Source organism: Corynebacterium camporealensis (assembly GCF_000980815.1).
Lineage (GTDB): Bacteria > Actinomycetota > Actinomycetes > Mycobacteriales > Mycobacteriaceae > Corynebacterium > Corynebacterium camporealense.
In genome coordinates, this window is the sequence record NZ_CP011311.1 from 702,455 (window position 1) to 727,924 (window position 25,470).

A 25,470-nucleotide genomic window follows, 5' to 3' on the forward strand; every position below is an offset into this window, starting at 1 on the left:
CTAAGAGGAAATAGGAAAGCGGGGCGCGCCGGGAAGAACCCGGGCGCCCCGCTTCTTGCGTTTTACTTCAACCGGTTAGTTCAGTTTGCGGAGGACGGTGTCTTGGAGCAGGCCGTTGGAAGCGACGGCGGAGCCGCCGTGCGGGCCATTCTCGCCTTCGACGTTGGTAAACGTGCCGCCGGCTTCGGTGACGATAAGGGAAGGTGCTGCTAGGTCCCAGAGGGAGACTTCGGGTTCGGCGGCGACGTCAACAGCGCCTTCGGCAACCAGGCAGTAGTTCCAGAAGTCGCCGTAGCCGCGCAGGCGCCAGGCTTCATCGGACAGCCCGATGAGGTTCTCCCGCAGGCCGCGGTCGGCCCAGCCGGATAGGGAACTAATCGCTAGGGAGGCATCGGAAAGCGCGCGCACCTTGGACACGTGCAGGCGCTTTGGTTCACCGCCGAAGACGCGGTAGGCGCCCGAGCCCTTAGCGGCGTACCAGCGACGGCGCAGGGCAGGAGCGGAGACGACACCGACGACGGGCTCGCCGTCCTCCAGCAGAGCAATCAGGGTGGCCCAGACCGGAACGCCGCGTACGAAGTTCTTGGTGCCATCGATAGGGTCAATGACCCACTGGCGGCCTTCGAAAGAGGCTTCACCACCGAATTCTTCGCCCAGGACTTCATCCTGCGGGCGAGCTTCCTTCAACGCGGCGCGCAGGCGCTTTTCGCAGGCTAAGTCAGCATCAGAGACCGGAGTCATATCCGGCTTTTCCTTGACGTGCAGGTCAGACGCTTCAAAGCGGTGCATGGTCAGCGTGTCCGCGCGACCAGCCAATTCCAGGGCTAAGCCCAGATCTTCTTTGTACTTACCCACGGAGCCAGCCTTCCATTTCCTTTACTACCTGGGCATTACCAGCGAGGCACCACTCTACTCCACCAGCTTGCACCTTTTTGCCAATTCCGCCTGCAGATTCCACCAGGGCCTTGCCTGGTAGCCAATCCCAGTCCGGGACGCTGTGCTGCATCCAGGCGCCCAAGGTGCCATCGGCAACAGATGCTAAGTCAACAGAGCCAGCACCCAGCATGCGGACGGTGGCAAAGTTTTGGGCCACAGACTTCCACGCAGCAGCGATATCAGCATTGACCATGCTGGTGGGGTGCAGGTAGGAGCTTAAGCTGATTTGGGAGGCGGGGGCATCGTTAAGCTTTTGCACCGGCTGACGGTCACGAGTGGTGGGGTTGTCCTTGCCGCCGAACCAGGTATAACCCATGGCAGGGCGGTGGACGGCGCCTAAGATGAGCTCGTTGTCATCGCGAAGTGCGAGTGCAGAGCACCAGTAATCCGAACCAGAGGTGAAGTTGTAGGTGCCATCGACCGGATCAATGACCCAGGTACGCCCGGTCTTCGACTCGCGGGAGGCACCTTCCTCGCCGAGCAGGCCATCCTCGCCGCGCAGGGCTTCGAGCACCGTGGCAACGAAGCGTTCGGCGGCACGATCGGCATCGGTGACGACATCCGATACGGAGGTCTTCTGATCGACGTTCAAGCCCTGCTCACGCATGCGCCAGGCCAATCGCCCTGCGTTATAGACCAGCGCCTGGGCTAAGTGGGCGTCGTTATCGTCGGCGTGGGCGACCATGAAGGTCTTCGCGATCGCGTCGATCATCTCGTTCAAGCTCGGCTGTTGACTCATGGGCTCAATTGTCGCCCTTAATGCGGCCGATCGCTAATTAAGGGTTTCTAAACGGTAGACTGGGAGCCTATGCGCCCGGAAGTACAAGCACGTCTTAAGCAGCTAGAGACCACCTTCGACACCATTGAGAAGGTCATGGATCCTGAACAGCTGGCTGCCCAAGTACGCGAGCTCGAAGCCCAGGCCGGCGACCCGTCACTGTGGGATGACCCGGCCCATGCGCAGAAAGTCACCTCGGCGTTGTCTGGTGCGCAGGCGAAGTTGCGCAAGCTGGAATCCCTGCGTGGCCGGTTGACTGACATCCCAGTGATGTATGAGCTGTCAGAAGAAGAGGGCGATACCGCGCTTGCCGATGAAGAACTCGACGACCTCGCCGAGACCATCGAGTCTTTGGAAGTCACCACGATGCTGTCTGGTGAGTACGACCAGCGCGAGGCCGTGATCAACATTCGCTCTGGTGCCGGCGGTGTCGATGCTGCCGACTGGGCGGAAATGCTTATGCGCATGTACACCCGCTGGGCGGAAAAGCATGGGCACCCAGTTGATGTCTATGACATCTCCTATGCCGAAGAAGCTGGCATTAAGTCTGCGACCTTCGTCGTGCACGGCGAATACATGTATGGCCAGCTGTCCGTCGAGCAGGGTGCACACCGCCTGGTGCGTCTATCGCCCTTTGATAACCAGGGCCGCCGCCAGACTTCTTTTGCGGAGGTCGAAGTACTGCCGGTGGTGGAGCAGACCGACTCCATTGAGGTTCCGGACTCCGAGGTCCGCGTGGATGTCTACCGTTCCTCCGGTCCGGGTGGCCAGTCGGTGAATACGACCGACTCCGCTGTGCGTCTAACGCATATCCCGACCGGCATCGTGGTGACCTGCCAGAACGAAAAGTCCCAGATTCAGAACAAGGCCTCTGCCATGCGCGTGCTGCAGGCCAAGCTGTTGGAGCGCAAGCGTCAGGAAGAACGCGCCGAACTTGACGCTCTAGGTGCAGGCGGCAATGCCTCTTGGGGTAATCAGATGCGTTCCTACGTGTTGCACCCGTACCAAATGGTCAAGGACTTACGCACCAACCACGAAGTCGGCGACCCCAGCAAGGTGCTCGACGGCGACCTCGATGACTTTCTCGAAGCCGGTATCCGCTGGCGCATGGCGCAGCAACAAGAATCGGAATAGCCAAGAAACGAAATAGCACAAGAAAAAGACCCAGCGGGTGCTGGGTCTTTAACTGTTTTCGGCTGTTTAGGAGGCCGGGTAATCCATTGGGGAACCTGGGCCCAGCGGAATGCCGATGAGGTACCAGATTGCGAAGAAGATGAACCAGCCGACCAGCATGCTGATGGAGTACGGCAGAGCCAGGGACATCAGCGTACCGACGCCCGCGCGCTTGTAGTAACGCTGCAGGAAGGTCAGTGCCAGTGCGAAGTACGGCGACATCGGGGTGATGATGTTTGTCGGGGAGTCACCGATACGGAACAGCATCTGGGAAACCTCCGGGGAGGTGCCCACGTACATCATCATCGGGACGATGACCGGAGCCATCAGTGCCCACTGTGCAGAACCAGAGGTGATGAACAGGTTCAGCAGGGCCACCATGAGTACCAGGCCGGCGAACATCAGCAGCGGCGGCAGATCCCATGCCTGCAGGAGCTCAGAGCCCTTAATTGCGGTCCAGACACCCAGGTTCGACCACTCGAACCATGCCAGGAACTGCGCGACGGCGAAGAAGAGCACCAGCATCGGCACCAGGGTCTTAATGCCCTTGGCCATGAAGTCCGGGACATCGGCAGCTTCAGTAATGGTGTTGGCAACCACGCCGTAGACAATGCCCACGGTCAAAAAGGCCAGCGCAATCGGGACTGCAATGGCGGTAATCAGCGGCGATTCCATGAACTCGCCATCTGGACCAGACAGCGGGGAAGCCGGGATAAACAGCAAAGCGAAGAAGCCAGCCAGGAAGATGAGCAGGGCGATGCCGGAAGCGGTCAGAGCCTTGACTTCATAAGGCTTGAGCTTCATTGCTTCTTCATCGTCGGCGAAGTCGTAGTCGCTTTCCTCAGCGGCCGTAGCAGAACCCTTCGGAGCGTCCTCAACTTCTTCGTTGTTGCCACCCTGGGCATTGGAGAAGGAGACTTCTTCGTAGTTGATCTTGTCGTGGTCAACCAGTTCCTGGGCCTTGTCCTTGATGAAGAACTCAGTCACTGCGGTAATGATCAGCGACAGCACAATGGCGGAAGGAATAACGAAGAAGATGTTCGCCAGCGGGGAAACTTCGTAGTTTTCATCGACCATCTGTGCCGCCGGGGTCGAAATGCCAGCCAGCAGCAGGTCGGTGATGTTCAGAATCAGCGAGGCGTTAAAGCCTGCTGACGATGCCGCAAAGGCCACCATCGCACCCACGATGGGGGAGCGGCCCACAGCGTGGAAGGCCATAGCACCCAGTGGGATGAGGATGACGTAAATAGCATCGGATGCCACAGAGCCAGTCACACCGGCCAGTGCTACCACGAAGGTCAGCATGCCTGGCTTCACGCGGGCCACCATGGCGCGCACCAGGGCAGACAGCAGTCCAGACTGCTCAGCCACGGCCACACCCAGCATCACTGCGAGGATGACACCGAGTGGTGGGAAGGAGGTGAAGTTTTCTACCGCGTCAGTGACCATGCGGGAGATGTTCTCACCAGTAAGCAGGGACTCCACGTACACCGGCTCGCCGGTCTCGGGGTCTTCTGCCTGCATTCCGACCATCGAGCCAATCCAGGAGCTAATAGCTACGAGGCCGGCCAAGATAACGAAGAGCCAGAATGGATCTGGCAACTTGTTACCAATTTTCTCAATTGTTCCGAGGAATCCGCCCGGGGATTCCTGCCGGGTTTCCTTTTCAGTGGTGGTATCATTCATAGGTCACGGCGCTTTCTTGTTGTTCTCGTCGGGCCTTTAAACACGAAAGTGTTTCGTATCACTGTACGACGTGAAATCTGATTTGGCAGCTTTACCCCTTTATTGGGAGGGGTTTCTAGGTGTTGCAGATGTTGCTACAGTTAAGCAAGTGATCACCTTCGATAAAGTAACCAAGGTCTATGAGGCCTCAGCGCGCCCAGCGCTGGATGAGGTGTCTTTCCAGATCGAAGACGGCGAATTCGTCTTCCTCATCGGTCCTTCCGGTTCTGGTAAGTCCACCTTCTTGCAGCTCATGGTGCGCGAGACCAATGTCACGAGCGGTGACATCCACTTTGACCGCTTCCACGTCAACCAGCTCAAGGGCAAGGAAATCAACCGTCTGCGCCAGTCCCTGGGTTATGTATTCCAGGACTTCCGCTTATTGCCGAAGTTGAATGTCTACCAAAACGTGGCTTTTGCCCTTGAGGTCATCGGCAAGAAGAAATCTCGCATCGATAAGGCAGTGCCTGAGGTGTTGGAAATGGTGGGTTTGGGTTCCAAGCAGTACCGCCTGCCCCATGAGCTTTCCGGTGGTGAGCAGCAGCGCGTGGCCATTGCCCGTGCCTTTGTGAACCGTCCGAAGCTATTGCTTGCCGATGAGCCAACCGGCAACCTGGATCCTGCCACCGCGGCTGAAATCATGTCGTTGCTGGCGCGTATCAACCGCCGCGGCACCACCGTGGTGATGTCGACGCACAATGCGCGTGCGGTTAACGAAGCGCGTCAGCGCGTTATCGAGCTGCAAAATGGCAAGCTGGTGCGCGATGAAGCCAACGCGGTCTACGGGGAGGCGCTGTAAATGCAATTGGGATTTGTTTTCCGCGAAGCCTTCAAAGGCTTAGGCCGTAACCTCACCATGACCATTGCCTTGATTATCACCACGGCCATCTCGGTCGGCCTGGTGGTCGCGGGCATCTTGGTGACCAACATGACCAACGACACCAAAGAGATTTATCTCGAGCGCGTCGAGGTCATGGTGCAGTTCAACGATGAGGTCTCCGATACTGATCAAGACTGCAGCACCGCACCGTGTCGCGATCTGAAGGAACAGCTCGAAGCCGACGACAACGTCGAGCACGTCGAGTTCCGCTCCCGCGAGCAGTCTTATGAGCGTTTCTCGGAAATCTTCCGCGATACCGATCCAGTCCTGGTGGAGGAGACTTCCCCGGATGCACTGCAGGCTGCCCTGCACGTGCGCCTGACTGACCCGACCCAGACCGATGCTATCGATGCCGTGCGTGACCTCCCGCAGGTCGACACTGTCGTTGACCAGGTCGAAGAAGTCCGCGATGCCACCAGCAACTTGGATTCCATCCGCAATGCCACCTTCTTGTTGGCTGCGGTGATGAGCATTGCCGCCATCTTCCTGATTGCCAACATGGTGCAAATCGCAGCGTTTAACCGCTCGCGTGAGATGTCGATTATGCGCATCGTCGGCGCTTCGCGCTGGATTACTCAGGCACCATTCGTGCTCGAGGCAGTCCTGGGCACCTTCATCGGCGTCATCCTGGCCGGTGTCGGCGTCTTCGTGGGCAAGAAGTTCGTCCTCGACCCCGCACTGTCTGGCCTGTATGACTCGCAGCTCATCGCCCCGATTAAGACCGGCGATATCTGGATTGCCCTGCCACTGACCGGCCTGGTGGCCATCCTCTTTGCCGGCCTGGCTGCGCAGGTGACCATGCGTGCGTATGTGCGCAAGTAAGTTACACTGAAGGGGTTATGGCAAAAAAGGGTAAGAAGAAGGGGAAGCCAGCGGACGGCACAGCCACGCTGGCTACCAACCAGCGCGCCCGGCACGACTATAAGATTCTCGACACCTACGAGTGCGGAATCGTACTGCTGGGCACCGAAATCAAGTCGCTGCGCGAGGGCAAGATCTCGCTTAACGACGCCTTCGCGACCATCGACAAAGGCGAGGTCTACCTGCGCAACCTCCACATCCCGGAGTACTCCATGGGCTCGTGGACGAACCATAGCCCCAAGCGCACCCGTAAGCTGCTGCTGCACCGTCGCGAGATCGATAAGCTCATCGGCCAAGTCCGCAACGGCAACAAGACCTTGATTCCACTGAAGGTGTACCTGAAAAACGGCTACGCCAAACTGGAACTCGGCCTGGCCCAAGGTAAGCAGGACTACGACAAGCGCGAAGACATCAAACGCCGCGACCAAGACCGCGAAATCTCTCGTGAACTCGGCCGTCGCGTGAAGGGCATCAACGTCTAACAATGATCACTACCGCCAAGGTCCACGATGTAGTCACAGGGGAGACTGCTATTCGTGGCACGGCGGTGTTAGTAGATCGGCTGTGGCCGCGGGGCATCGCAAAGCGGGACCTGCCTTACGATGAATGGTTCAAATCCTTCGCGCCTTCCCCGGAACTGCGCAAGTGGTGGAATCACGACCCGGAGCGTTTCGACGAATTTTCCCGCCGCTATCGCGCGGAACTCGATGCCAACCAGACAACCGAGCTGCGCCAACTCCGTGAGCTCGCCCAAGAGGATCTCACCTTGTTATTTGCGGCCAAAGACCGCGACTGCAATCACGCGATCGTGCTTGCTCAGTGGCTTGGGGAATAACTACGTATCCGGTAGGGTTGTATGAACCGTAGGAAGGAAACGCTACCCGTCCTACACGGTGTATGGGGTTGATTTGGTTTCGACTTCGTACGCTGCGCCAGGGGAAGCGTGCCGGTGCAGGCTAGAGACCACCGTTAAGCGTCGTAGCAACCAATAAACGCAGAGAAGAACTCTCAGCGTGACTACGCCCTCGCTGCCTAATTACAGCGACGCGTGTCTGTCAGCCTAGGTTTGGTTCCTGACCTAGATCCTGGCATCGACTAGGGAACTTGCCATCCGGCCGCGCCGTCAGGGCCGGATGGGACTCTTACTGGCGGCTGGGCCCATCATCCGGAACGTGTTCGCCCGATCCGGAGGGCCGAGTAGAGATTCCGCGCGAACTGCGCACGGAGAAGCCCTGGCAAGGTGACGAAGGACCCGGGTTCAATTCCCGGCAACTCCACTGCAGCCCCTCACTTGTTTAAGCAGGTGAGGGGCTATTTTCTTGGATAATCAAGCTGCAGTGTTAGTCACGAGCCCACGAGGGCAGGCGTTCTCCTTGGTCGAATGGTGCGCGGACGGTGATTTGGCCGTTGGAGTCGATGAGCGTGATGTGCTTGGCGCTGCCGCGGTCGTGAGCGGTGACCTCGGCATCGAAGTCGACGATGGCGTTGAGTAGATTCGCGCAGGATGGAATCGTCGCGTTGTTTAGTACGACGCAGTTGCGCAGGGTGGCACCTTCTTCGACGGTCACGCATGGGCCAATAACGGAATTGATGACTTCACCGCGAACGTTAGCGCCGGGGGCGATGAGCGAGTTGTCAATGGTGGCACTCTCGTGGATCTTTGCTGGTAGAAGCTGCGGCTGGGCAGACCAGATAGGCCACTTTTCATCGTCCAAGCGGATGCCTTCACCAGCCAAGATTTCCATATGAGCTGCCCAGTAAGACTGCACGGTGCCTAAGTCCAGCCAGTAACCGTTGTGCTTGTGCTGTGCGACGCGGTGGTTTTCCACGAAGTAGGGAATCAGATCATCGCCGTAGTCCGCGAGCTCATCTTTCTCGGCAAGCTCGCGCAATGCGTCGACCAGTTTCTTGGTCTTGAATAAGAAGATTTCACAACCGACAGTGTTGGAAATCGGCTCTTCTGGCTTGTACTGGAAATCGGTGACGATTTGGTCTTCCGCCTTCACGACGGAGTAACGGCTTGGGTCTTCGTTGATGTCGGTGGTGACCATGGTGAGGTCTGCTTCCAGCGTCTGGTGAGTATCGAGGACATCTAGGTAGTTGACCAGGTAAAGGTGGTCGGCGGAAAGGACCAGAACGAGGTCAGGGTCGTGCTTTTCGATTTCCTGAATCTGGGAGTGCAGCGTCGACGTATTGCCGGCACTAAAGCCTTCGCCTTCTTTACCTTCAAACGGAAACGCCAGTTGGAGACCACCGTAGGAACGGTCCAGGTCCCACGCGCGACCACCCTTGATGTGGTCGTTGATGGAATTCGGCAGGTACTGCAGCGCCATAATCACATCGGTGGTGTAGGAATGCGCCAGATTCGACAAGGAAATATCAATCAGGCGGTACGTTCCAGCGATGGGAAGAGCAGGCTTTGCCCGGTGGTCTGTCAGCGACTCCAGGCGTGAACCTTTGCCACCGGCCAAAATGATCGCGAGCACCTTAGGAAGTTTCATTTCCAATACAATACCGGAGAATGTGGCCTCCCAAGTGAATTACTTTTGGGCTTGGGGGACTACGCCGCATGTCGTGTCGCCGCCCGTCAATGCGTGGCGGTTGCGGGCAACGAGCCTGTAGATGCCTTCAATAGGGACGCGGAATGGAAAGAAGGAAAGCAGCTTCGCGGCTACTTTTCCGCCCCGGCCCCAACTGGATAGGAGACCTGTCACGGCACGACCACCGCCATAGGTTGTGAAGCTGTGCGCGCTCGGCACGATGAGATAGACCCGTTGGTCGGCGTCTTCTTGAGTGAGGCCAAAGTCGGAAAGGTTAACCTCCCGGGAAGCAGTGAATTCAACCTTCGGGAACAGCTTTCGAAATCTCTTCACCGCTGCAGTACAAAAACCACAATCGGCGTCGTAGATAAAGAGCATGGTGTGCATTCTACCTGTGGACCCTCGTTAATTACGCTGGGAGAATGACTGCTTTGAGTATTCACCGTGCCGGAGTCGAGGACGCTGAAGCCCTCGTGGCGCTATCGAAAGAGACCTTCACAGAAACCTTCGGGCACCTCTACGCGCCAGAAGATCTGGCTAGCTTCCTTGAAAGCGCTTATGACTTAGGTAAACACAAACGCCTGCTTGCCGATGCCGATTATGCGGTGTGGCTGTTGGAGTTGGGAGATAACACGGTTGGCTATGTACTCGCAGGACCGTGCAGCCTGCCGTATGAAAAAGTCCAGGAAACGGATGGGGAAATCAAACGCCTCTATATTCTGTCTGATTACCAGGCTGGTGGTTACGGCGCGCGCTTGATGAACACCGCCCTGGGGTGGCTCGGAGAGAAAACCATTTGGCTAGGTGTGTGGTCAGAAAACTACGGTGCACAGCGCTTCTATAACAGGTACGGCTTTAACAAGGTCGGTGAGTACTACTTCGAGGTCGGCGAACACCGCGACCTGGAATTCATTTTCCGCAAGGACTCGTAGTACTCAACCATCGACACTTTAGCCGGGGATTAAGTCGCGATCTGGGTTGTTGGCTGATCACTACCAAGCGACCCGAACCGAAATGGCACTGGTTTTGAGGACAGTATTCCGGCAGGTGGTTAGAAGTTGTTGAGAACTGCGTGGGCGATCAGCGTGTCGATGCGGCGCACATCGCACTTAGGGCCGATCTTAATTTTGATGTCTCCTGCTCTAGTCCATAGTTCGATTTCTGCGTTGGCGTCGAGTAGGGATCCTGCGCTCTCGGATGACCACATGTTGATTGCCGAATAGGGCAAGGAATAGATTTCTACTTTCTTGCCCCGAATGCCTTGCGCGTCACGCACAATTAAGCGTTTGGTGGTGAAAATAGCTGAGTCACGAAATGTTTTGAAAGCGCACACTGCCTGTTCGCCTTGTACGAGCAGTTCTGTTACGTCTTGCGGGATGGGCACTTCCTCAAAGAATGTCCAATCTGCAACCTTACTAGCTTCCATGCCTATTCCTTTGCTTCAGCCTTGCGCACTCAATTGGCGCGATAAGTGATATTACCTGGAGAGAGGGGCGGCTCATGGTGGATTCATCGTTTGGTTTGGAGGGGGAGCGTGAGTTTAAACACGCTATGACCGAGACCAACCGTGAGATGGGAAGCGGATAGGTGCTGCGATGATTTAAGGAGCATCGTCAAGCAATGCATGAAAAAGGCCCTGGCAGGTGCCAGGGCCGGTGGGGGAAGTGGAGGTTAGACGAACAGGCTCCAGATGGTGGCGCCGACGGCGACGAGGCCGGCGATGACCACGAAGTAGTTGGAGGCGCGGCCGCGGAACTGTTCGAGGGCGTCGATTTTGTGGATGGCGTACATCGGCAGCAGGTACAGGATGGACGCGATGAATGGTCCGCCGATGGCTTCGATAAGTCCCAGGATGGATGGGTCGATGATGGCGACGATCCAGGCGGTGACGAAGATGAAGACGTGGACGGCGGTGTTGATCTGCGAGCGGGAGAGTTTCTTGGCCAGCCCTGGTGCGGCGCGGCGGACGAGGTAGTTGCCGCCTTCGGTGGTGCCGAGCACGTGGCCGAAGTAGGAGGAGACGATTGCGGCGATGGCGATCAGCGGGGAGATGAATGCCAGGACCGGTACGCCGGTTTCGTTAGCCAGGTAGGACAGGACGGGCAGGTTTTGTTCGCGGGCTTCCTGCATGCCGTCCGCACCCAGTGCCAGGGTGCAGGACCAGACGAAGAACATGGTGAATACCGTCAGCAAGATGGCGGTAATGACCAGGGTGCGGGAGGCGTTTTCTGAGCCCTTTTCTTTGCCGTGGGCGCGCACCATTGCCAGGGAGAACTGCGAGATGGCAGGGGAGTGGTTGAAGGAGAAGACCATCACCGGGATGATGAGTGCGACCGCGCCGACCATGCGCCAGTCGGTGGTGCCGACTTCCATGAAGGAAGCGAAGTCCCAGCGCGGGATGAGGTAGAGCGAGATGGCGCCGAGGGCGAAAATCAGTGGGTAGACCAGGAACTGGGTGACCTTCAGCACGATGTTTTGGCTAAAGGCAAAAACGATGGTCATGATGCCGACCAGGAGGAATGCCAGGAGGGCACGCGGGATGGACGGGCCGTTGAGCTGATTGACGATGAAGCTGTCGACCGTGTTGGTGATGGAGACGCCATAAATCAGCACGATGGGATAAATGGCGAAGAAGTAGAGGATGGAAATCAGCAGGCCAGCCTTATCACCGAAGTAGTCGGTGACCACCTCAGTGATGTCGTCACCCTGGCGCGGGGAGGCGCAGATCATGCGCGCGAGACCGCGGTGGGAGAAATAGGTCATCGGGCCGATGAGGATGGTGGCAATCAGCAACGGCCAGAAGCCGAAGCTACCTGCGTTAATCGGAAGAAAGAGGATGCCTGCGCCCACGGCGGTGCCGAAGAGGGAGATCGCCCATTCGATATTAGAGTTGTGCTTTTGTTCGCCGGAGGAGGCAGTGGCGGGGGAGGTAGAGCTTTGGTTCACGTTCTGCCTTAATGGTTGTGGGTGGCCACGTAACACTTCTAAGTTTTGAGCAGGTATACATATAAGTCAAAATGTGACTGTAATCTCTGCATGTTTCACCCCCGACTGTGAACGAGGTCAAAGGAAACGGTTCTGTAAATAAATCACTAAACCCTAGCGATGTGACCTAGTAGACAGATAAGCTATCTCCCATCTTCGGAAGGAGCCAAAGATGGCTACTGCAACATCGCAATCATCAGAGAAGACCAAGAAGTCATGGCTGGATAAGTTCCTGACCGGAGTGGAGAAGCTGGGCAACAAGCTGCCCGAGCCTTTTACTCTCTTTTTGGGACTGTTCCTGATTACAGGTTTGGCCTCGTCGATTATGGCGTGGCAGGGCGTATCCGTCATCGTGCCGGGTACAGAAGAAGAACTTGCGGTCAAGGGTCTATTTACCGGTGAGGGAATGACCTGGCTGACCACCACAATGGGCGAGAACTACATCGGCTTCCCGCCGCTGGTGACCGTCCTTCCTATTTTGCTGGCTGTCGGTGTGGCAGAGCGTTCCGGAATGCTCTCCGCATTGATTCGCCAGCTTTTCGGTAGCGCGAAGAAAGCGGTGCTGCCGTACGCGGTCGGCGTTATCGGTGTGACTGCATCGGTCATGGCCGATGCCGCATTCGTCGTGGTGCCACCGCTGGCCGCCATGGTGTTTAAGGCCGCCGGCCGCCACTCGGTCGCAGGTCTTATCGGTGGCTTCGCCGCCGTGGGCGCGGGTTATTCGACCGCACTGGTGCCGACCTCCCTGGACGCGCTGTTTGCGGGTATCACCAACGCGGTGATGGATACCCTGCCGGGTACTGACTACACCGACGTCAACGCGGTGTCGAACTACTTCTTCAACATTGCTTCCTCGATTGTGCTGGGTATTTTGGCCGGTTTCATTACCGACCGCATCATTGAGCCGCGCATGTGGAAGCAAGACGTGCCGACTGAGCAGCGCGCTGTTGAGGAAGGCGACGAGGAAGAAGAAGAGATCAAGGCTGAGCTCTCGGGCACCGAAAAGCGCGGCTTGGTGATCACCATCGTCGCGGTGTTGATTCTGACCGCACTAATTTTGCTGGCGGTGCTGCCGACGGCTTCGCCGTGGCGCAATGAGACCACCGGCTTTTTGCCAAGCTCACCGCTGCTGGACTCTATTGTCTTTATTGTCTTTATCTACTTCCTGGTCATGGGTATCACTTATGGCCTGGTGGTCGGCACGGTGCGCTCGATTAAAGACATCGTGGATATGATGATGGGCTCGCTGAAGGACATGCTGTCCTTCCTGGTGCTGGCGTTTATTTTGGGCCAGTTCGTCGCACTATTCTCGTGGACCGGTATTGGTACCTGGACTGCGGTGAAGGGCGCGGCCTTCCTGGAGACTATCGGCCTGACCGGCTTTCCGGCCATCCTGGCGTTTATCATCCTGGCGTCCTGTTTGAACCTGCTGATTATCTCCGGTTCGGTAATGTGGACGCTGATGGCGGCAGTCTTCGTGCCGTTGTACGCGCTGCTGGGCTACGAGCCGGCGTTTGTGCAGGCAGCCTTCCGTGTGGGCGACTCTGCAACGCAGATCATTACGCCTTTGAATCCATACATGATCGTGATTTTGGGTATGCTGCAGCGTTATGAGAAGGACGCTGGTCTGGGCACCTTGATGTCGCGATTGATTCCTTATGTCATTCCGTTCTTCTTGGCCTGGACCATCCTCCTGGCAATTTGGTTCTACGTGGACCTGCCGCTGGGACCTGGCAATAGCATCATGATGGAAGGATAAGGTATGACCGCCCCACAGACCCCCTCGACGGCCTACCTGGACAATATGGAGGAGCTCATCGCCGCCCGCGTGGCAGCGGCTTCTCCGCCCCCGCCGATGGGGGAGACCTACCCGGGCCAAGATGAACTGTGGGATAAAGCTGCAAAGCTTGCCGATGCCACCACGGACGACCTGCGCCACATCGTCTTCGACCTGCATGCCAATCCGGAAGTAGCTTTTGAAGAGCATCGCTCCATGGCGGTGCTGGCTGACTTTCTGGAAGAACGCGGTCACAGTGTGGAACGCGGCGTCTTCGGTGTTGAAACTGCCTTTTGTACTGAAGTCACCAGCCCGGGGTATGACCCGGACAAGCACCCGACCGTGGCAATCATGGCGGAATACGACGCCTTGCCTGGTATCGGTCACGCGTGTGGCCACAACGTGATTGCCGCAGCTGGCGTGGGTGCTTACTTGGTGGCAGCGGAGTTGCTTAAGAATTCGGACGTGCCCGGCCGCATCGTCTTGCAAGGCACTCCTGCTGAGGAAGGCCACACGGGCAAGGAGTACATGATTCGCGGCGGCAGCCTCGATGGGGTGGATGCCGCAGTGATGATTCATGGCTTTGGCTATGACATTGCCTCCCATGCGTGGGTGGGGCGTCGCAGTGCGACGATTGATTTCCACGGCGTGGCAGCGCATGCGTCTTCGCAGCCTTTTATGGGGCGCAACGCACTGGATGCGGCGAACTTGCTCTACCAGGGTCTCGGCTTGATGCGGCAGCAATTGCCGCCCAGTGATCGCTTGCACGCGATTGTGAAGAAGGGCGGCGAGCGCCCATCGATCATTCCGCAGGAAACCCAGGTGGAGGTCTATGCTCGCTCGCTGCAGACGCGTTCGTTGCTGGATTTGTCGCAGCGCGTTGATGAGATTGCCAAGGGAGCTGCGATGATGGCTGGCTGCGGTGTCGAAATCCATTGGGATCCGCACCCGATGTCGTTGCCTGTGCGCAATAACGAAACACTGGCGGCACGCTGGGCGCGTACGCAGGCGCGCCGGGGCCGTACGGCCTTGCCAGCTAACACTGTGCCCGATACGGTGGCGGCGTCGACGGATTTCGGCAACGTCTCGCACCTGGTGCCAGGCATTCACCCGATGGTGAAGGTCTCACCAACCGATGTGGCGTTGCATACCTCGGAATTCGAGCGTTGGTCCGCCACCGATGAGGCGGTGGAGGCAGCGGTGGATTCGGCTGCGGGACTGGCCCAGGTTGCCTTGGACTTCCTCGCCGATGAGGCTTTGCGGGAGGAGGCACACGCAGAGTTTGGCCGCCATGGGGCGGTATCGGTGCAAGAACTATTGCACCGGGAGCAGGCATAATACCCCCGATACCCCCGTTTGGTTAGGTTACCTTTTCCCAGGTTAGGTAAACCTTTCCAAGGTTAGGTGAAGCTCCGTCTTGGAGAGTTAGGGTTGCTTAAGTTAACTTAGATCTAGTTAACCTAATAACCCTTCTCGAAAGGACACTATGCGTACTCGTCGTTTCATGGTGGCTGCGGTTGCAGCTTCGTCTCTGGTTCTGGCGTCCTGCTCGCAGGCAGAAGAGTCTGCCGACAATGCAGAGCAGACCGCCGCTGACTCCACCGCTGCTGCGGATTCCCAGGAGCTGATCATCGAGGACAACTTCGGCGAAAAGACCGTGCAGCTGCCAGCACAGCGCGTTGCTGTCACTGACAACCGTGCATTCGAGCAGCTGGCTGACTGGGATGTTCCGGTTGTCGCTGCACCGCTGAACCTGGTGCCGGACACCCTGTCCGACAAGCTCAACGAAGACACCGTTGAGTTCAACATGGGCAACCACCGCGAGCCGGACCTGGAGGCCCTGGTTGCTGCAGAGCCAGACCTGGTTATTAACGGCCAGCGCTTCGCTCAGTACCAGGAAGACATTGAAGGTCTGGTGGAAGACGTGCCGGTTCTGGACTTCACCCCGCGTGAAGACAAGGACATGGCAGAAGAGCTCATCCGCCAGACTGAGGCTATGGGCCAGCTCTTCGACCGTGAGGAAGAAGCACAGCAGGAGATCGATGACTTCAACGAGGCTTTGGAGCGCGCCAAGAACGCTTACGAGCCAGGCAAGAAGGTCATGGCTGTTAACACTTCCGGTGGCGAGATCAACTACATCGCACCGGGTAAGGGTCGCTTCTTCGGTCCGTTCTTCGACATGCTCGGCCTAGAGCCAGCACTCGAGGTTGCCGATGGTACCGATGACCACGAAGGTGATGACATCTCCGTGGAGGCTATCGCTAACTCCAACCCGGACTGGATTTTCATCATGGATCGTGATGGTGCAGTTGCTAACGACGAAGAGGGCTACGTCCCAGGTCAGCAGCTGGTAGAGGACTCCGCCGCACTGCAGAACGTCACCGCAGTCAAGGACGGCAACATCGTTGCTGCCCCGGCAGATACCTACACCAACGAAAACATCATCACTTACACCGAGACCCTGAACGCAATTGCAGATGCTTTCGAAGCTCAGTAATGACCTTGCGTAAATTCTCGAACTAGCCTGCACCGGAAGCCCTTTTGAGGCCTTCCGGTTTTAGGGCGTTATTAGGACAAATATGGAAACGACCACTCGCCCCCGCCTGTGGGATTGGAAACTGGTAATCGGCATCGTCGTGGTGCTGGGTCTACTCGTCCTTTCCCTGCTGGTAGGGCAGTACGACGTGTTCGGCACCGAGGACGGCCGCGAAATGTTCGGCATCACTCGTGTTCCGCGCACCATCGCGCTGGTTCTCGCCGGCGCGGCCATGGCAATGTCGGGTCTGGTCATGCAGCTGCTGACCCAGAACCGCTTCGTCGAACCCACCACCACCGGTACTACCGAGTGGGCAGGCCTGGGCTTGTTGTTCGTTCTCGTCTTCTTCCCGCAGGCCGACATCTTGGGCAAGATGGTCGGTGCGGTGATCTTTTCCTTCGTCGGCACGATGGTCTTCTTCGCATTCCTGCGAAGGGTCACGCTGCGCTCTAGTCTGATCGTGCCGATCATCGGCATCATGCTCGGCGCCGTCGTTTCTGCTGTCTCCAGCTTCTTTGCCCTGATGACCGACATGCTGCAGCAGCTCGGCATCTGGTTTATGGGCTCGTTTACCTCGGTCTACCAGGGCCAGTACGAGGTCCTCTGGCTGGTTCTGCTGGTACTCATTGCGGTGTTCCTCTTCGCTGACCGCCTAACCGTGGTCGGCATGGGTGAAGACGTTGCCACCAACGTTGGTCTGAACTACAACCGCCTGCTGCTGTTGGGCACGGGTCTGATTGCGATTGCCACCGGTGTGGTCACCGTCGTCGTGGGCTCGCTGCCTTTCTTGGGACTGATTGTTCCCAACGTTGTGTCTATGATTCGCGGCGATGACCTGCGCTCCAACCTGCCGTGGGTCTGTCTTTTGGGCATCGGTATTGTTACGGTGTGTGACCTACTGGGGCGTACGATTATCGCGCCTTTCGAAATGCCAGTGTCTGTCATCCTGGGCATCGTTGGTGCCGTTGTGTTCATCACGCTGATTGTGAGGTCCACTCGTGCTAAGTAGAGCTCCACTGAAGACAGCGTCGGGTAGTGCGGCCATCGGAAAGCGCTACTGGATCATTCTGGCCACCGTATGGATTGTGGCCATCGGCTGCGCCTTTGGCCTGCTGGCGTATGACAACCCGATGGAGTTTGGCACCCGCCAGTTCTGGCTGATTGCCGAACGCCGCGCTGATGCCGTCATCGCCATGCTGATCGTCGCTGTGTGCCAGGCCATGGCTACCGTGTCTTTTCATACTGTGACGAATAACCGCATTCTCACGCCCTCGATCATGGGCTTTGAATCGCTGTACGTGGCCATTAACACCGCGACCATTTTCTTCCTTGGTGCATCTGGTCTGACAGAAGCCCGCAATGTCGGCACCTTCCTGTTCCAGATGGGCATCATGATCCTGCTGTCGCTGGCGCTCTACTCGTGGTTGCTGACCAACAACAAGCACAACATGCACGCCATGCTGCTAGTCGGCGTGGTCATCGGTGGTGGCCTGGGCTCGCTGTCGACATTCATGCAGCGCATGCTGACCCCGTCGGACTTCGATATTTTGACTGCGCGCCTGTTCGGCTCGGTCAATAATGCGGAGACCGAGTACTATCCGATCGCCATTCCGCTGGTGATCATTGCCACCGTGTTGTTGCTGCTGAACTCCCGCCGCCTCAACGTCATCGCACTGGGTGCTGATGTGGCCCGCAACCTCGGTGTGAACCACAAGACCCACGCGATCTACACGCTAATCCTGGTCTCTGTGCTCATGGCCGTGACCACCTCGCTGGTCGGCCCGATGACCTTCTTAGGCTTTTTGGTTGCTACCTTGGCCTACCAGTTCACCGATACCTACGACCACCGCTACATCTACCCGATGGCAGTAGGTGTGGCCTTCCTGGTTCTGACCGGCGCGTACTTCCTGATGCAGCACGTCTTCTACGCCCAGGGCGTGGTGTCTATCATCATTGAGCTGGTCGGCGGCTCCGTATTCCTGTTCGTCATCCTCCGAAAGGGCAGACTGTGATTAAACTGCGCAACGTCCAGAAGGCTTATTCTTCTGAGACGCACATCGGACCCATTAACCTGCAGATTCCCGAAGGTGGCATCACCGCACTGGTGGGCCCCAATGGTGCAGGCAAGTCGACGATGCTGACGATGATCGGCCGCCTCCTTGGCATGGATGATGGCCAAATTGAAGTCGCCGGCTACGACATTACGACGACCAAGTCTTCTGACCTGGCCAAAATCGTATCCATTCTGCGCCAGGAAAATCACTTCGTCACCAAGCTGACCGTGCGCCAGCTCGTCGGCTTTGGCCGTTTCCCCTACACCAAGGGCCGCATCAACAAGCACGATGAGGAGATTATCTCCAAGTACATCCGCTTCCTTCATTTGGAACAGCTGCAGAACCGCTACTTGGATGAGTTGTCTGGTGGTCAGCGCCAGCGCGCCTACGTTGCCATGGTTCTGTGTCAGGAAACGGACTACGTGCTTCTCGATGAGCCACTGAACAACCTGGATATCGCCCACTCTGTGGAGATGATGAAGCACCTGCGCGAAGCCGCACGCGAGTTGGGCCGCACCGTCATCGTGGTGCTGCACGACATCAACTTCGCTGCGCGTTACGCCGATTACGTCTGTGCCTGCAAGGATGGCCAGATTGTCGCCTTCGGTCCGACCGAAGAAATCATGCAGGAACACATCCTTACCCCGATCTTCAACACTCCGATTAAGGTCATCGACGGCCCCGACGGTTTGCTGGCCTGCTACCACTAGAGCACACTCGCATCCATGCTGGAAGTGCTGCTTGGTCTACTCATGTGGACCACGTTTATGGCCCTGCCTTTACGCGGCCTGCGCATCGACTGGTCCTTGCTGCGTTGGTGCGTGGGCATCAATCTGCTGTTGGCACCAGTAGTTGCGTTTGCAGTAACGCGCCTGCTTAACGATGCCCCCATGGCCACCGTCGCCTTCCTCGTCCTTATCGCACCGTGCGTGGACTACGTGGTCGTCTTTAACCGCATTGCCGGCGGCTCCGCCAACTTATTGCAGGTGACCCCAGTACTCCTAGCAGTACAGATGCTGGCCTTCGCACTCTTGCTTCCTGGGCTTGCCGACCCGGTCATCTTCATCCAGCCCTTCGTGCTGCTTATTGTCTTGCCCCTTATCGCCGCATGGTTCCTGCAGCGCTACGACCCCGCAGCCACTATCGCCGATAAGGCAATGAACCCACTGCTTATCGCAGTAGTATTGCTCATCCTGGTCACCTACGCACCTGAGCTGAATACCAGCTACCTCGGCCTCTCTGGTGTCTACGCTCTCTTTGCCCTGTGCATGTGGGGAGGTACCTACACACTCACCACAATCGCCAAGACCAAACAGCCAACGGCCATCGCCACCACCTTTAGTGGTGTCACGCGCAATTCGCTCGTCGTTCTACCAGTGCTCATGGCACTACCTATCGACAACGTTCCCGCGATCGTCGTCACCCAAACCCTGGTCGAGTTAGTCTTCATGTTCACCATGGCAAGAATTATGCGACGACCTGCGGATTTGTCTGTATGAAACCGTGTGTGTAAATTAATCCAGGCAGCCGCGAGGTAGCCGGGAGGTTAACTGGTGGTTGACGGACTGATGATGTTCGGATTTGACTTTAAAAAAGTTGTTCCGGTAAGTTAGTTCGAGTCGCTCAGATGAGGAGGTAAGTACTTCTGATTCGGGTGTGCGTATGATGTTTGAGAACTCAATAGTGTGCCAATACTTATTTTTGTTGTGGTCTGCTGTAGGTGGACTTGTGTTGGTGCCATCATCTCATATGGGTGGTGGTGTTGGTGTGTGCCGGATGGTGCCTTTCGGTTTTGAGGGTGTCATTGAAATAGAATTAATAATTTTCTTTACCGGCTACATACTAAGGGTTAACCAGCATGGGTTTTACTGTTTATCAGTAGGTCATGTGCCAGCCTTGCTTGTACCCCGTCGGGTAGGAGGCTGGTMGAGTTTATTCTTTATGTAGTAATTTTTTAAGCCAGTATATGTAGAACACTTTGTGTTCTGCGTGTTTGGTTTGTTTGTCTAGGTTTGGGCTTTTCACGGCCTTTATTTTTCTGATTCACGGAAGGCTTTGCTTTTCGTGTGTGGATTTTTTGTGGAGAGTTTGATCCTGGCTCAGGACGAACGCTGGCGGCGTGCTTAACACATGCAAGTCGAACGGAAAGGCCCCTAGCTTGCTGGGGGTACTCGAGTGGCGAACGGGTGAGTAACACGTGGGTGATCTGCCCTGCACTTCGGGATAAGCCTGGGAAACTGGGTCTAATACCGGATAGGAGCCATCTTTGGTGTGATGGTTGGAAAGTTTTTTCGGTGTAGGATGAGCCTGCGGCCTATCAGCTTGTTGGTGGGGTAATGGCCTACCAAGGCGTCGACGGGTAGCCGGCCTGAGAGGGTGTACGGCCACATTGGGACTGAGATACGGCCCAGACTCCTACGGGAGGCAGCAGTGGGGAATATTGCACAATGGGCGCAAGCCTGATGCAGCGACGCCGCGTGGGGGATGACGGCCTTCGGGTTGTAAACTCCTTTCGCCAGGGACGAAGCGTTTTGTGACGGTACCTGGATAAGAAGCACCGGCTAACTACGTGCCAGCAGCCGCGGTAATACGTAGGGTGCGAGCGTTGTCCGGAATTACTGGGCGTAAAGAGCTCGTAGGTGGTTTGTCGCGTCGTCTGTGAAATCCCGGGGCTTAACTTCGGGCGTGCAGGCGATACGGGCATAACTTGAGTGCTGTAGGGGAGACTGGAATTCCTGGTGTAGCGGTGAAATGCGCAGATATCAGGAGGAACACCGATGGCGAAGGCAGGTCTCTGGGCAGTAACTGACGCTGAGGAGCGAAAGCATGGGTAGCGAACAGGATTAGATACCCTGGTAGTCCATGCCGTAAACGGTGGGCGCTAGGTGTGAGTCCCTTCCACGGGGTTCGTGCCGTAGCTAACGCATTAAGCGCCCCGCCTGGGGAGTACGGCCGCAAGGCTAAAACTCAAAGGAATTGACGGGGGCCCGCACAAGCGGCGGAGCATGTGGATTAATTCGATGCAACGCGAAGAACCTTACCTGGGCTTGACATGTACCAGAYCGCSRYAGAGATRTSGYTTCCCTTGTGGCTGGTTCACAGGTGGTGCATGGTTGTCGTCAGCTCGTGTCGTGAGATGTTGGGTTAAGTCCCGCAACGAGCGCAACCCTTATCTTATGTTGCCAGCACGTAGTGGTGGGGACTCATGAGAGACTGCCGGGGTCAACTCGGAGGAAGGTGGGGATGACGTCAAATCATCATGCCCCTTATGTCCAGGGCTTCACACATGCTACAATGGTCGGTACAACGCGCAGCGAGACTGTGAGGTTAAGCGAATCGCTGAAAGCCGGCCTTAGTTCGGATTGGGGTCTGCAACTCGACCCCATGAAGTCGGAGTCGCTAGTAATCGCAGATCAGCAATGCTGCGGTGAATACGTTCCCGGGCCTTGTACACACCGCCCGTCACGTCATGAAAGTTGGTAACACCCGAAGCCAGTGGCCCAAACTCGTTTAGGGAGCTGTCGAAGGTGGGATCGGCGATTGGGACGAAGTCGTAACAAGGTAGCCGTACCGGAAGGTGCGGCTGGATCACCTCCTTTCTAAGGAGCATTAAAAAAGTCYCACAGTTGTGGGCATTGGTTGGTTGATGTACCCGCACGTGGTACTGCCACCGCATAGTTAATCGGGTGGAGACATACCACAAGACCAACAAACACAAACAAGTCCACTCACGGACCACAACGATWMAAAGAAATARAGTGTTCAACTGTTTGTCAGTTGGGCGGTATTGGTGCATTGTTGGGTGTCTGGGGCATCATCGCTCCTTGTGTWACCCCACAAACACGGATAACCACGTACATGGTGGTGGTTGTTTGGTTGGTGGGTGTGTTGTGTGAGAACTGTATAGTGGACGCGAGCATCGACCAGCAMCATTTACATGTTGCCGTGCAGTATGTATGTGTTGTTGGTTGTGTGATTTTATCTCTATAGATGCTCAGAGCTTGTTTGTTCTGGGTGTTTATTTTTTGTGTTTATTCTTTGTTGTAGGTGTTTTGTGTGTTCGTTACAAAGGGCGCATGGTGGATGCCTTGGCAGTGTGAGCCGATGAAGGACGTGAAAGGCTGCGTTAAGCCTCGGGGAGTTGTCAATTAAGCGTTGATCCGAGGATGTCCGAATGGGGAAACCTGGCCATCGTTATGGGTGGTTACTACATGGTGAATTCATAGCTGTGTGGGGGTTGACGCGGGGAAGTGAAACATCTTAGTACCCGTAGGAAGAGAAAATAATAATGATTCTGCTAGTAGCGGCGAGCGAACGTGGATGAGGCTAAACCGTATGCATGTGATACTTGGTAGGGGTTGTGTGTGCGGTGTTGTGGGCGCTTGATGTTACGTAGCTACCACTGCGTTGCTGGTTTGTGTGTTGGTTAGATGAAAAGGCTTGGAATGGTCTACCGGAGAAGGTGAGAGTCCTGTAGTTGAAGGCTAATGCATACTGGTTGTTGGGTTGCCCGAGTAGCAGCGGGCTCGTGGAATCTGCTGTGAATCTGCCGGGACCACCCGGTAAGCCTAAATACTTATACTGACCGATAGTGGATAGTACCGTGAGGGAATGGTGAAAAGTACCCCGGGAGGGGAGTGAAATAGTTCCTGAAACCATGTGCTTACAATCCGTCAGAGGCCCTTTTGTGGCTGATGGCGTGCCTTTTGAAGAATGAGCCTGCGAGTCAGCGGCATGTCGCGAGGTTAACCCGTGTGGGGTAGCCGTAGGGAAACCGAATCCTAATGGGGTGTWRTTAGTGGCATGTCCTGGACCCGAAGCGGGGTGATCTACCCATGGCCAGTGTGAAGCGATGGTAAGACGTCGTGGAGGCGCGAACCCACGTAGGTTGAAAACTGCGGGGATGAGTTGTGGGTAGGGGTGAAAGGCCAATCAAACTCCGTGATAGCTGGTTCTCCCCGAAATGCATTTAGGTGCAGCGTCGTAGTAGCTTGGTGGAGGTAGAGCGACTGGTTGGTTGAGCGGGACTACAATCTTAGCAACATCAGCCAAACTCCGAATGCCACTAATTTGTGTTCTACGGCAGTGAGACTGTGGGGGATAAGCTTCATAGTCGAAAGGGAAACAGCCCAGATCGCCGGTTAAGGCCCCTAAGGGTGTGCTAAGTGGAAAAGGATGTGGGATCGCGAAGACAGCCAGGAGGTTGGCTTAGAAGCAGCCATCCTTGAAAGAGTGCGTAATAGCTCACTGGTCGAGTGGTTCTGCGCCGACAATGTAGTGGGGCTCAAGCACACCGCCGAAGCCGCGGCAACAACTTTTGTTGTTGGGTAGGGGAGCGTCGTACATGCGTTGAAGCGTTACCGTGAGGAGGCGTGGAGTGTGTGCGAGTGAGAATGCAGGCATGAGTAACGAATTGTAAGGTGAGAATCCTTACCGCCGGATGACTAAGGGTTCCTGGGTCAAGTTCGTCTTCCCAGGGTGAGTCGGGACCTAAGGCGAGGCCGACAGGCGTAGTCGATGGACAACCAGTTGATATTCTGGTACCCGTATACACGCGCCCCTGATAAAGCACTGATACTAACCACCGCGGATACYTTAGTATCACTCTTTGAGTGATGTTGTGGTTGATGTCGTGGGGCCTGATGTGTGGTTCAAGCGATGGGGTGACACAGGTTGGTAGCCATGCCACTTATTGGATTGTTGGTGTAAGCGTGCAGATGGTGGTGTAGGTAAATCCGCACCACATGACATCGAGGCGTGAYGCGTAGCYCYATGSGRGYGAAGTTGGTGATCCTGTACTGTCAAGAAAAGCCTCTAGCGATGTGTGTATATGGCCCGTACCCTAAACCGACACAGGTAGTCAGGTTGAAMATACTAAGGCGTTCGGGTGAACTGTGGTTAAGGAACTCGGCAAAATGCCCCCGTAACTTCGGGAGAAGGGGGACCACACGACGTGCTCTACCATTCGGTAGTTGTTGCGTTGTGGGGTCGCAGAGAATAGAGAGAAGCGACTGTTTATCAAAAACACAGGTCCATGCGAAGACTTTTAAGTTGATGTATATGGACTGACGCCTGCCCGGTGCTGGAAGGTTAAGAGGACCGGTTAGTCACTTTGTGGCGAAGCTGAGAATTTAAGCCCCAGTAAACGGCGGTGGTAACTATAACCATCCTAAGGTAGCGAAATTCCTTGTCGGGTAAGTTCCGACCTGCACGAATGGCGTAACGACTTCTCTGCTGTCTCAACCACAGGCCCGGTGAAATTGCACTACGAGTAAAGATGCTCGTTACGCGCGGCAGGACGAAAAGACCCCGGGACCTTCACTATAGCTTGGTATTGGTGTTTGGTTCGGTTTGTGTAGGATAGGTGGGAGACTATGAAACTATCACGCTAGTGGTGGTGGAGTCGTTGTTGAAATACCACTCTGATCGGATTGAGCACCTTAACCTTGGCCCATGATCTGGGTTGGGGACAGTGCCTGGTGGGTAGTTTAACTGGGGCGGTTGCCTCCCAAAATGTAACGGAGGCGCCCAAAGGTTCCCTCAGCCTGGTTGGCAATCAGGTGGTGAGTGTAAGTGCACAAGGGAGCTTGACTGTGAGACTTACAAGTCGAGCAGGGACGAAAGTCGGGACTAGTGATCCGGCACCTACTTGTGGATGTGGTGTCGCTCAACGGATAAAAGGTACCCCGGGGATAACAGGCTGATCTTCCCCAAGAGTCCATATCGACGGGATGGTTTGGCACCTCGATGTCGGCTCGTCGCATCCTGGGGCTGGAGTAGGTCCCAAGGGTTGGGCTGTTCGCCCATTAAAGCGGCACGCGAGCTGGGTTCAGAACGTCGTGAGACAGTTCGGTCTCTATCCGCCGCGCGCGTTGAAACTTGAAAAAGGCTGTCCCTAGTACGAGAGGACCGGGACGGACGTACCTCTAGTGTGCCAGTTGTCACGCCCGTGGCATGGCTGGTTGGCTACGTACGGAAGGGATAACCGCTGAAAGCATCTAAGCGGGAAGCCTGTTTTAAGATGAGGTTTCATTTGAGGTCCCCTAAAGACTATGGGGTTGATAGGCCAGATATGGAAGCAGCGCAAGCTGTGTAGTTTACTGGTACTAATAGACCAAAACAAACACCAAAACACCCAACCTACATGCGAAGGTAAACAAACAAAACAAGATAACAATCGTCTGTAACCATTCAAGGGTTCATGGTTGTCGCGTCCACTATGCAG

General features: G+C 56.3%; 20 protein-coding genes, 2 rRNA genes and 1 other RNA gene. 16 read left to right on the forward strand and 7 right to left on the reverse strand.

What is annotated here, in order from left to right; all coding sequences use genetic code 11:
* Window positions 1–75: 75 nt before the first annotated feature.
* The gene (hisN, locus tag UL81_RS03310) at window positions 76–855 is read right to left on the reverse strand and encodes a histidinol-phosphatase (RefSeq protein ID WP_035106931.1); all 780 of its coding nucleotides are present in this window, start codon (window positions 853–855) and stop codon (window positions 76–78) included.
* Window positions 848–1,675 carry an inositol monophosphatase family protein gene (locus tag UL81_RS03315; RefSeq protein WP_035106932.1) on the reverse strand — a complete coding sequence of 276 codons (828 nt, stop codon included), beginning with the start codon at window positions 1,673–1,675 and terminating at the stop codon, window positions 848–850. Before UL81_RS03315 ends, hisN begins: the two co-directional genes overlap by 8 nt.
* 69 nt (window positions 1,676–1,744) lie before the next feature.
* Here UL81_RS03315 and prfB point away from each other — a divergent pair, with 69 nt between their 5' ends.
* Window positions 1,745–2,848 carry a peptide chain release factor 2 gene (gene prfB, locus UL81_RS03320; RefSeq protein ID WP_035106934.1) on the forward strand — a complete coding sequence of 368 codons (1,104 nt, stop codon included), beginning with the start codon at window positions 1,745–1,747 and terminating at the stop codon, window positions 2,846–2,848.
* A 66-nt stretch (window positions 2,849–2,914) separates the two neighbouring features.
* On the opposite strand, the gene UL81_RS03325 is transcribed toward prfB, so the two are convergent.
* Window positions 2,915–4,573: an AbgT family transporter gene (locus tag UL81_RS03325; RefSeq protein ID WP_046453257.1), complete on the reverse strand. Its 1,659-nt coding sequence runs from the start codon at window positions 4,571–4,573 to the stop codon at window positions 2,915–2,917.
* A gap of 148 nt (window positions 4,574–4,721) precedes the next feature.
* Between UL81_RS03325 and ftsE the strand changes: the two genes are divergently transcribed.
* The 5 genes from ftsE (at window position 4,722) to ssrA (ending at window position 7,633) form a co-directional block, all read left to right on the forward strand.
* Complete coding sequence (gene ftsE / locus UL81_RS03330; protein ID WP_035106935.1) at window positions 4,722–5,411, forward strand: cell division ATP-binding protein FtsE; 690 nt, start codon at window positions 4,722–4,724, stop codon at window positions 5,409–5,411.
* Window positions 5,412–6,314 (forward strand): permease-like cell division protein FtsX, encoded by a 903-nt coding sequence (ftsX, locus tag UL81_RS03335; protein ID WP_035106937.1) that lies wholly within the window; start codon window positions 5,412–5,414, stop codon window positions 6,312–6,314.
* 17 nt (window positions 6,315–6,331) lie between these two features.
* Complete coding sequence (gene smpB / locus UL81_RS03340) at window positions 6,332–6,835, forward strand: SsrA-binding protein SmpB (RefSeq protein WP_046453258.1); 504 nt, start codon at window positions 6,332–6,334, stop codon at window positions 6,833–6,835.
* 2 nt (window positions 6,836–6,837) lie between these two features.
* Window positions 6,838–7,188, forward strand: coding sequence for a DUF488 domain-containing protein (locus UL81_RS03345; RefSeq protein WP_035106940.1), 351 nt, complete (start codon window positions 6,838–6,840; stop codon window positions 7,186–7,188).
* A gap of 64 nt (window positions 7,189–7,252) precedes the next feature.
* Window positions 7,253–7,633: a transfer-messenger RNA gene (ssrA, locus tag UL81_RS11615) on the forward strand.
* Window positions 7,634–7,693: 60 nt separating this feature from the next.
* Here ssrA and UL81_RS03350 read toward each other — a convergent pair.
* Together UL81_RS03350 and UL81_RS03355 are read right to left on the reverse strand one after the other, a co-directional pair.
* Window positions 7,694–8,854: a glucose-1-phosphate adenylyltransferase family protein gene (locus tag UL81_RS03350; protein ID WP_035106941.1), complete on the reverse strand. Its 1,161-nt coding sequence runs from the start codon at window positions 8,852–8,854 to the stop codon at window positions 7,694–7,696.
* Window positions 8,855–8,893: 39 nt separating this feature from the next.
* Window positions 8,894–9,271, reverse strand: coding sequence for a thiol-disulfide oxidoreductase DCC family protein (locus UL81_RS03355; RefSeq protein WP_158407902.1), 378 nt, complete (start codon window positions 9,269–9,271; stop codon window positions 8,894–8,896).
* A 44-nt stretch (window positions 9,272–9,315) separates the two neighbouring features.
* Between UL81_RS03355 and UL81_RS03360 the strand changes: the two genes are divergently transcribed.
* Window positions 9,316–9,825, forward strand: a complete 510-nt coding sequence (locus UL81_RS03360) for a GNAT family N-acetyltransferase (RefSeq protein WP_035106942.1) — start codon at window positions 9,316–9,318, stop codon at window positions 9,823–9,825.
* Between the two features lie 119 nt (window positions 9,826–9,944).
* Here UL81_RS03360 and UL81_RS03365 read toward each other — a convergent pair whose 3' ends face one another.
* Window positions 9,945–10,319, reverse strand: coding sequence for a PH domain-containing protein (locus UL81_RS03365; protein ID WP_035106943.1), 375 nt, complete (start codon window positions 10,317–10,319; stop codon window positions 9,945–9,947).
* 245 nt (window positions 10,320–10,564) lie between these two features.
* The gene (locus UL81_RS03370) at window positions 10,565–11,839 is read right to left on the reverse strand and encodes an SLC5/6 family protein (protein WP_046453260.1); all 1,275 of its coding nucleotides are present in this window, start codon (window positions 11,837–11,839) and stop codon (window positions 10,565–10,567) included.
* Between the two features lie 211 nt (window positions 11,840–12,050).
* Here UL81_RS03370 and UL81_RS03375 point away from each other — a divergent pair, with 211 nt between their 5' ends.
* The 9 genes from UL81_RS03375 (at window position 12,051) to UL81_RS03415 (ending at window position 25,374) form a co-directional block, all read left to right on the forward strand.
* Window positions 12,051–13,637: an AbgT family transporter gene (locus UL81_RS03375; protein ID WP_082099160.1), complete on the forward strand. Its 1,587-nt coding sequence runs from the start codon at window positions 12,051–12,053 to the stop codon at window positions 13,635–13,637.
* A gap of 3 nt (window positions 13,638–13,640) precedes the next feature.
* Window positions 13,641–14,993, forward strand: coding sequence for a M20 family metallopeptidase (locus UL81_RS03380; RefSeq protein WP_046453261.1), 1,353 nt, complete (start codon window positions 13,641–13,643; stop codon window positions 14,991–14,993).
* 148 nt (window positions 14,994–15,141) lie between these two features.
* Window positions 15,142–16,152, forward strand: a complete 1,011-nt coding sequence (locus UL81_RS03385; RefSeq protein ID WP_035106944.1) for a siderophore ABC transporter substrate-binding protein — start codon at window positions 15,142–15,144, stop codon at window positions 16,150–16,152.
* An 82-nt stretch (window positions 16,153–16,234) separates the two neighbouring features.
* Entirely contained in the window at window positions 16,235–17,200 is a 966-nt protein-coding gene (locus tag UL81_RS03390) for an ABC transporter permease (protein ID WP_035106945.1), read from the forward strand.
* Window positions 17,190–18,203, forward strand: coding sequence for an iron chelate uptake ABC transporter family permease subunit (locus tag UL81_RS03395; RefSeq protein WP_046453262.1), 1,014 nt, complete (start codon window positions 17,190–17,192; stop codon window positions 18,201–18,203). The genes UL81_RS03390 and UL81_RS03395 overlap by 11 nt, the downstream gene beginning before the upstream one ends.
* On the forward strand, window positions 18,200–18,955 hold the full coding sequence (locus tag UL81_RS03400; RefSeq protein ID WP_035106946.1) for an iron ABC transporter ATP-binding protein: 756 nt from the start codon (window positions 18,200–18,202) through the stop codon (window positions 18,953–18,955). The genes UL81_RS03395 and UL81_RS03400 overlap by 4 nt, the downstream gene beginning before the upstream one ends.
* A gap of 15 nt (window positions 18,956–18,970) precedes the next feature.
* A complete protein-coding gene (locus tag UL81_RS03405) occupies window positions 18,971–19,744 on the forward strand; it encodes a hypothetical protein (RefSeq protein WP_052097799.1) in 774 nt (257 codons plus the stop codon).
* Window positions 19,745–20,321: 577 nt separating this feature from the next.
* Window positions 20,322–21,844 (forward strand): 16S ribosomal RNA (locus tag UL81_RS03410).
* Between the two features lie 457 nt (window positions 21,845–22,301).
* Window positions 22,302–25,374 (forward strand): 23S ribosomal RNA (locus tag UL81_RS03415).
* Together the 16S and 23S rRNA genes form the textbook arrangement of a ribosomal RNA operon.
* Window positions 25,375–25,470 lie beyond the last annotated feature (96 nt).

Excerpts from the sequence above, each read along its gene's own strand:
- UL81_RS03315 (WP_035106932.1), bottom strand. The coding sequence starts at position 1,675 with ATGAGTCAACAGCCGAGCTTGAACGAGATGATCGACGCGATCGCGAAG.
- prfB (WP_035106934.1), top strand. The coding sequence starts at position 1,745 with ATGCGCCCGGAAGTACAAGCACGTCTTAAGCAGCTAGAGACCACCTTC.
- UL81_RS03325 (WP_046453257.1), bottom strand. The coding sequence starts at position 4,573 with ATGAATGATACCACCACTGAAAAGGAAACCCGGCAGGAATCCCCGGGC.
- ftsX (WP_035106937.1), top strand. The coding sequence starts at position 5,412 with ATGCAATTGGGATTTGTTTTCCGCGAAGCCTTCAAAGGCTTAGGCCGT.
- smpB (WP_046453258.1), top strand. The coding sequence starts at position 6,332 with ATGGCAAAAAAGGGTAAGAAGAAGGGGAAGCCAGCGGACGGCACAGCC.
- UL81_RS03345 (WP_035106940.1), top strand. The coding sequence starts at position 6,838 with ATGATCACTACCGCCAAGGTCCACGATGTAGTCACAGGGGAGACTGCT.
- UL81_RS03350 (WP_035106941.1), bottom strand. The coding sequence starts at position 8,854 with ATGAAACTTCCTAAGGTGCTCGCGATCATTTTGGCCGGTGGCAAAGGT.
- UL81_RS03355 (WP_158407902.1), bottom strand. The coding sequence starts at position 9,271 with ATGCTCTTTATCTACGACGCCGATTGTGGTTTTTGTACTGCAGCGGTG.
- UL81_RS03360 (WP_035106942.1), top strand. The coding sequence starts at position 9,316 with ATGACTGCTTTGAGTATTCACCGTGCCGGAGTCGAGGACGCTGAAGCC.
- UL81_RS03365 (WP_035106943.1), bottom strand. The coding sequence starts at position 10,319 with ATGGAAGCTAGTAAGGTTGCAGATTGGACATTCTTTGAGGAAGTGCCC.
- UL81_RS03375 (WP_082099160.1), top strand. The coding sequence starts at position 12,051 with ATGGCTACTGCAACATCGCAATCATCAGAGAAGACCAAGAAGTCATGG.
- UL81_RS03380 (WP_046453261.1), top strand. The coding sequence starts at position 13,641 with ATGACCGCCCCACAGACCCCCTCGACGGCCTACCTGGACAATATGGAG.
- UL81_RS03385 (WP_035106944.1), top strand. The coding sequence starts at position 15,142 with ATGCGTACTCGTCGTTTCATGGTGGCTGCGGTTGCAGCTTCGTCTCTG.
- UL81_RS03390 (WP_035106945.1), top strand. The coding sequence starts at position 16,235 with ATGGAAACGACCACTCGCCCCCGCCTGTGGGATTGGAAACTGGTAATC.
- UL81_RS03405 (WP_052097799.1), top strand. The coding sequence starts at position 18,971 with ATGCTGGAAGTGCTGCTTGGTCTACTCATGTGGACCACGTTTATGGCC.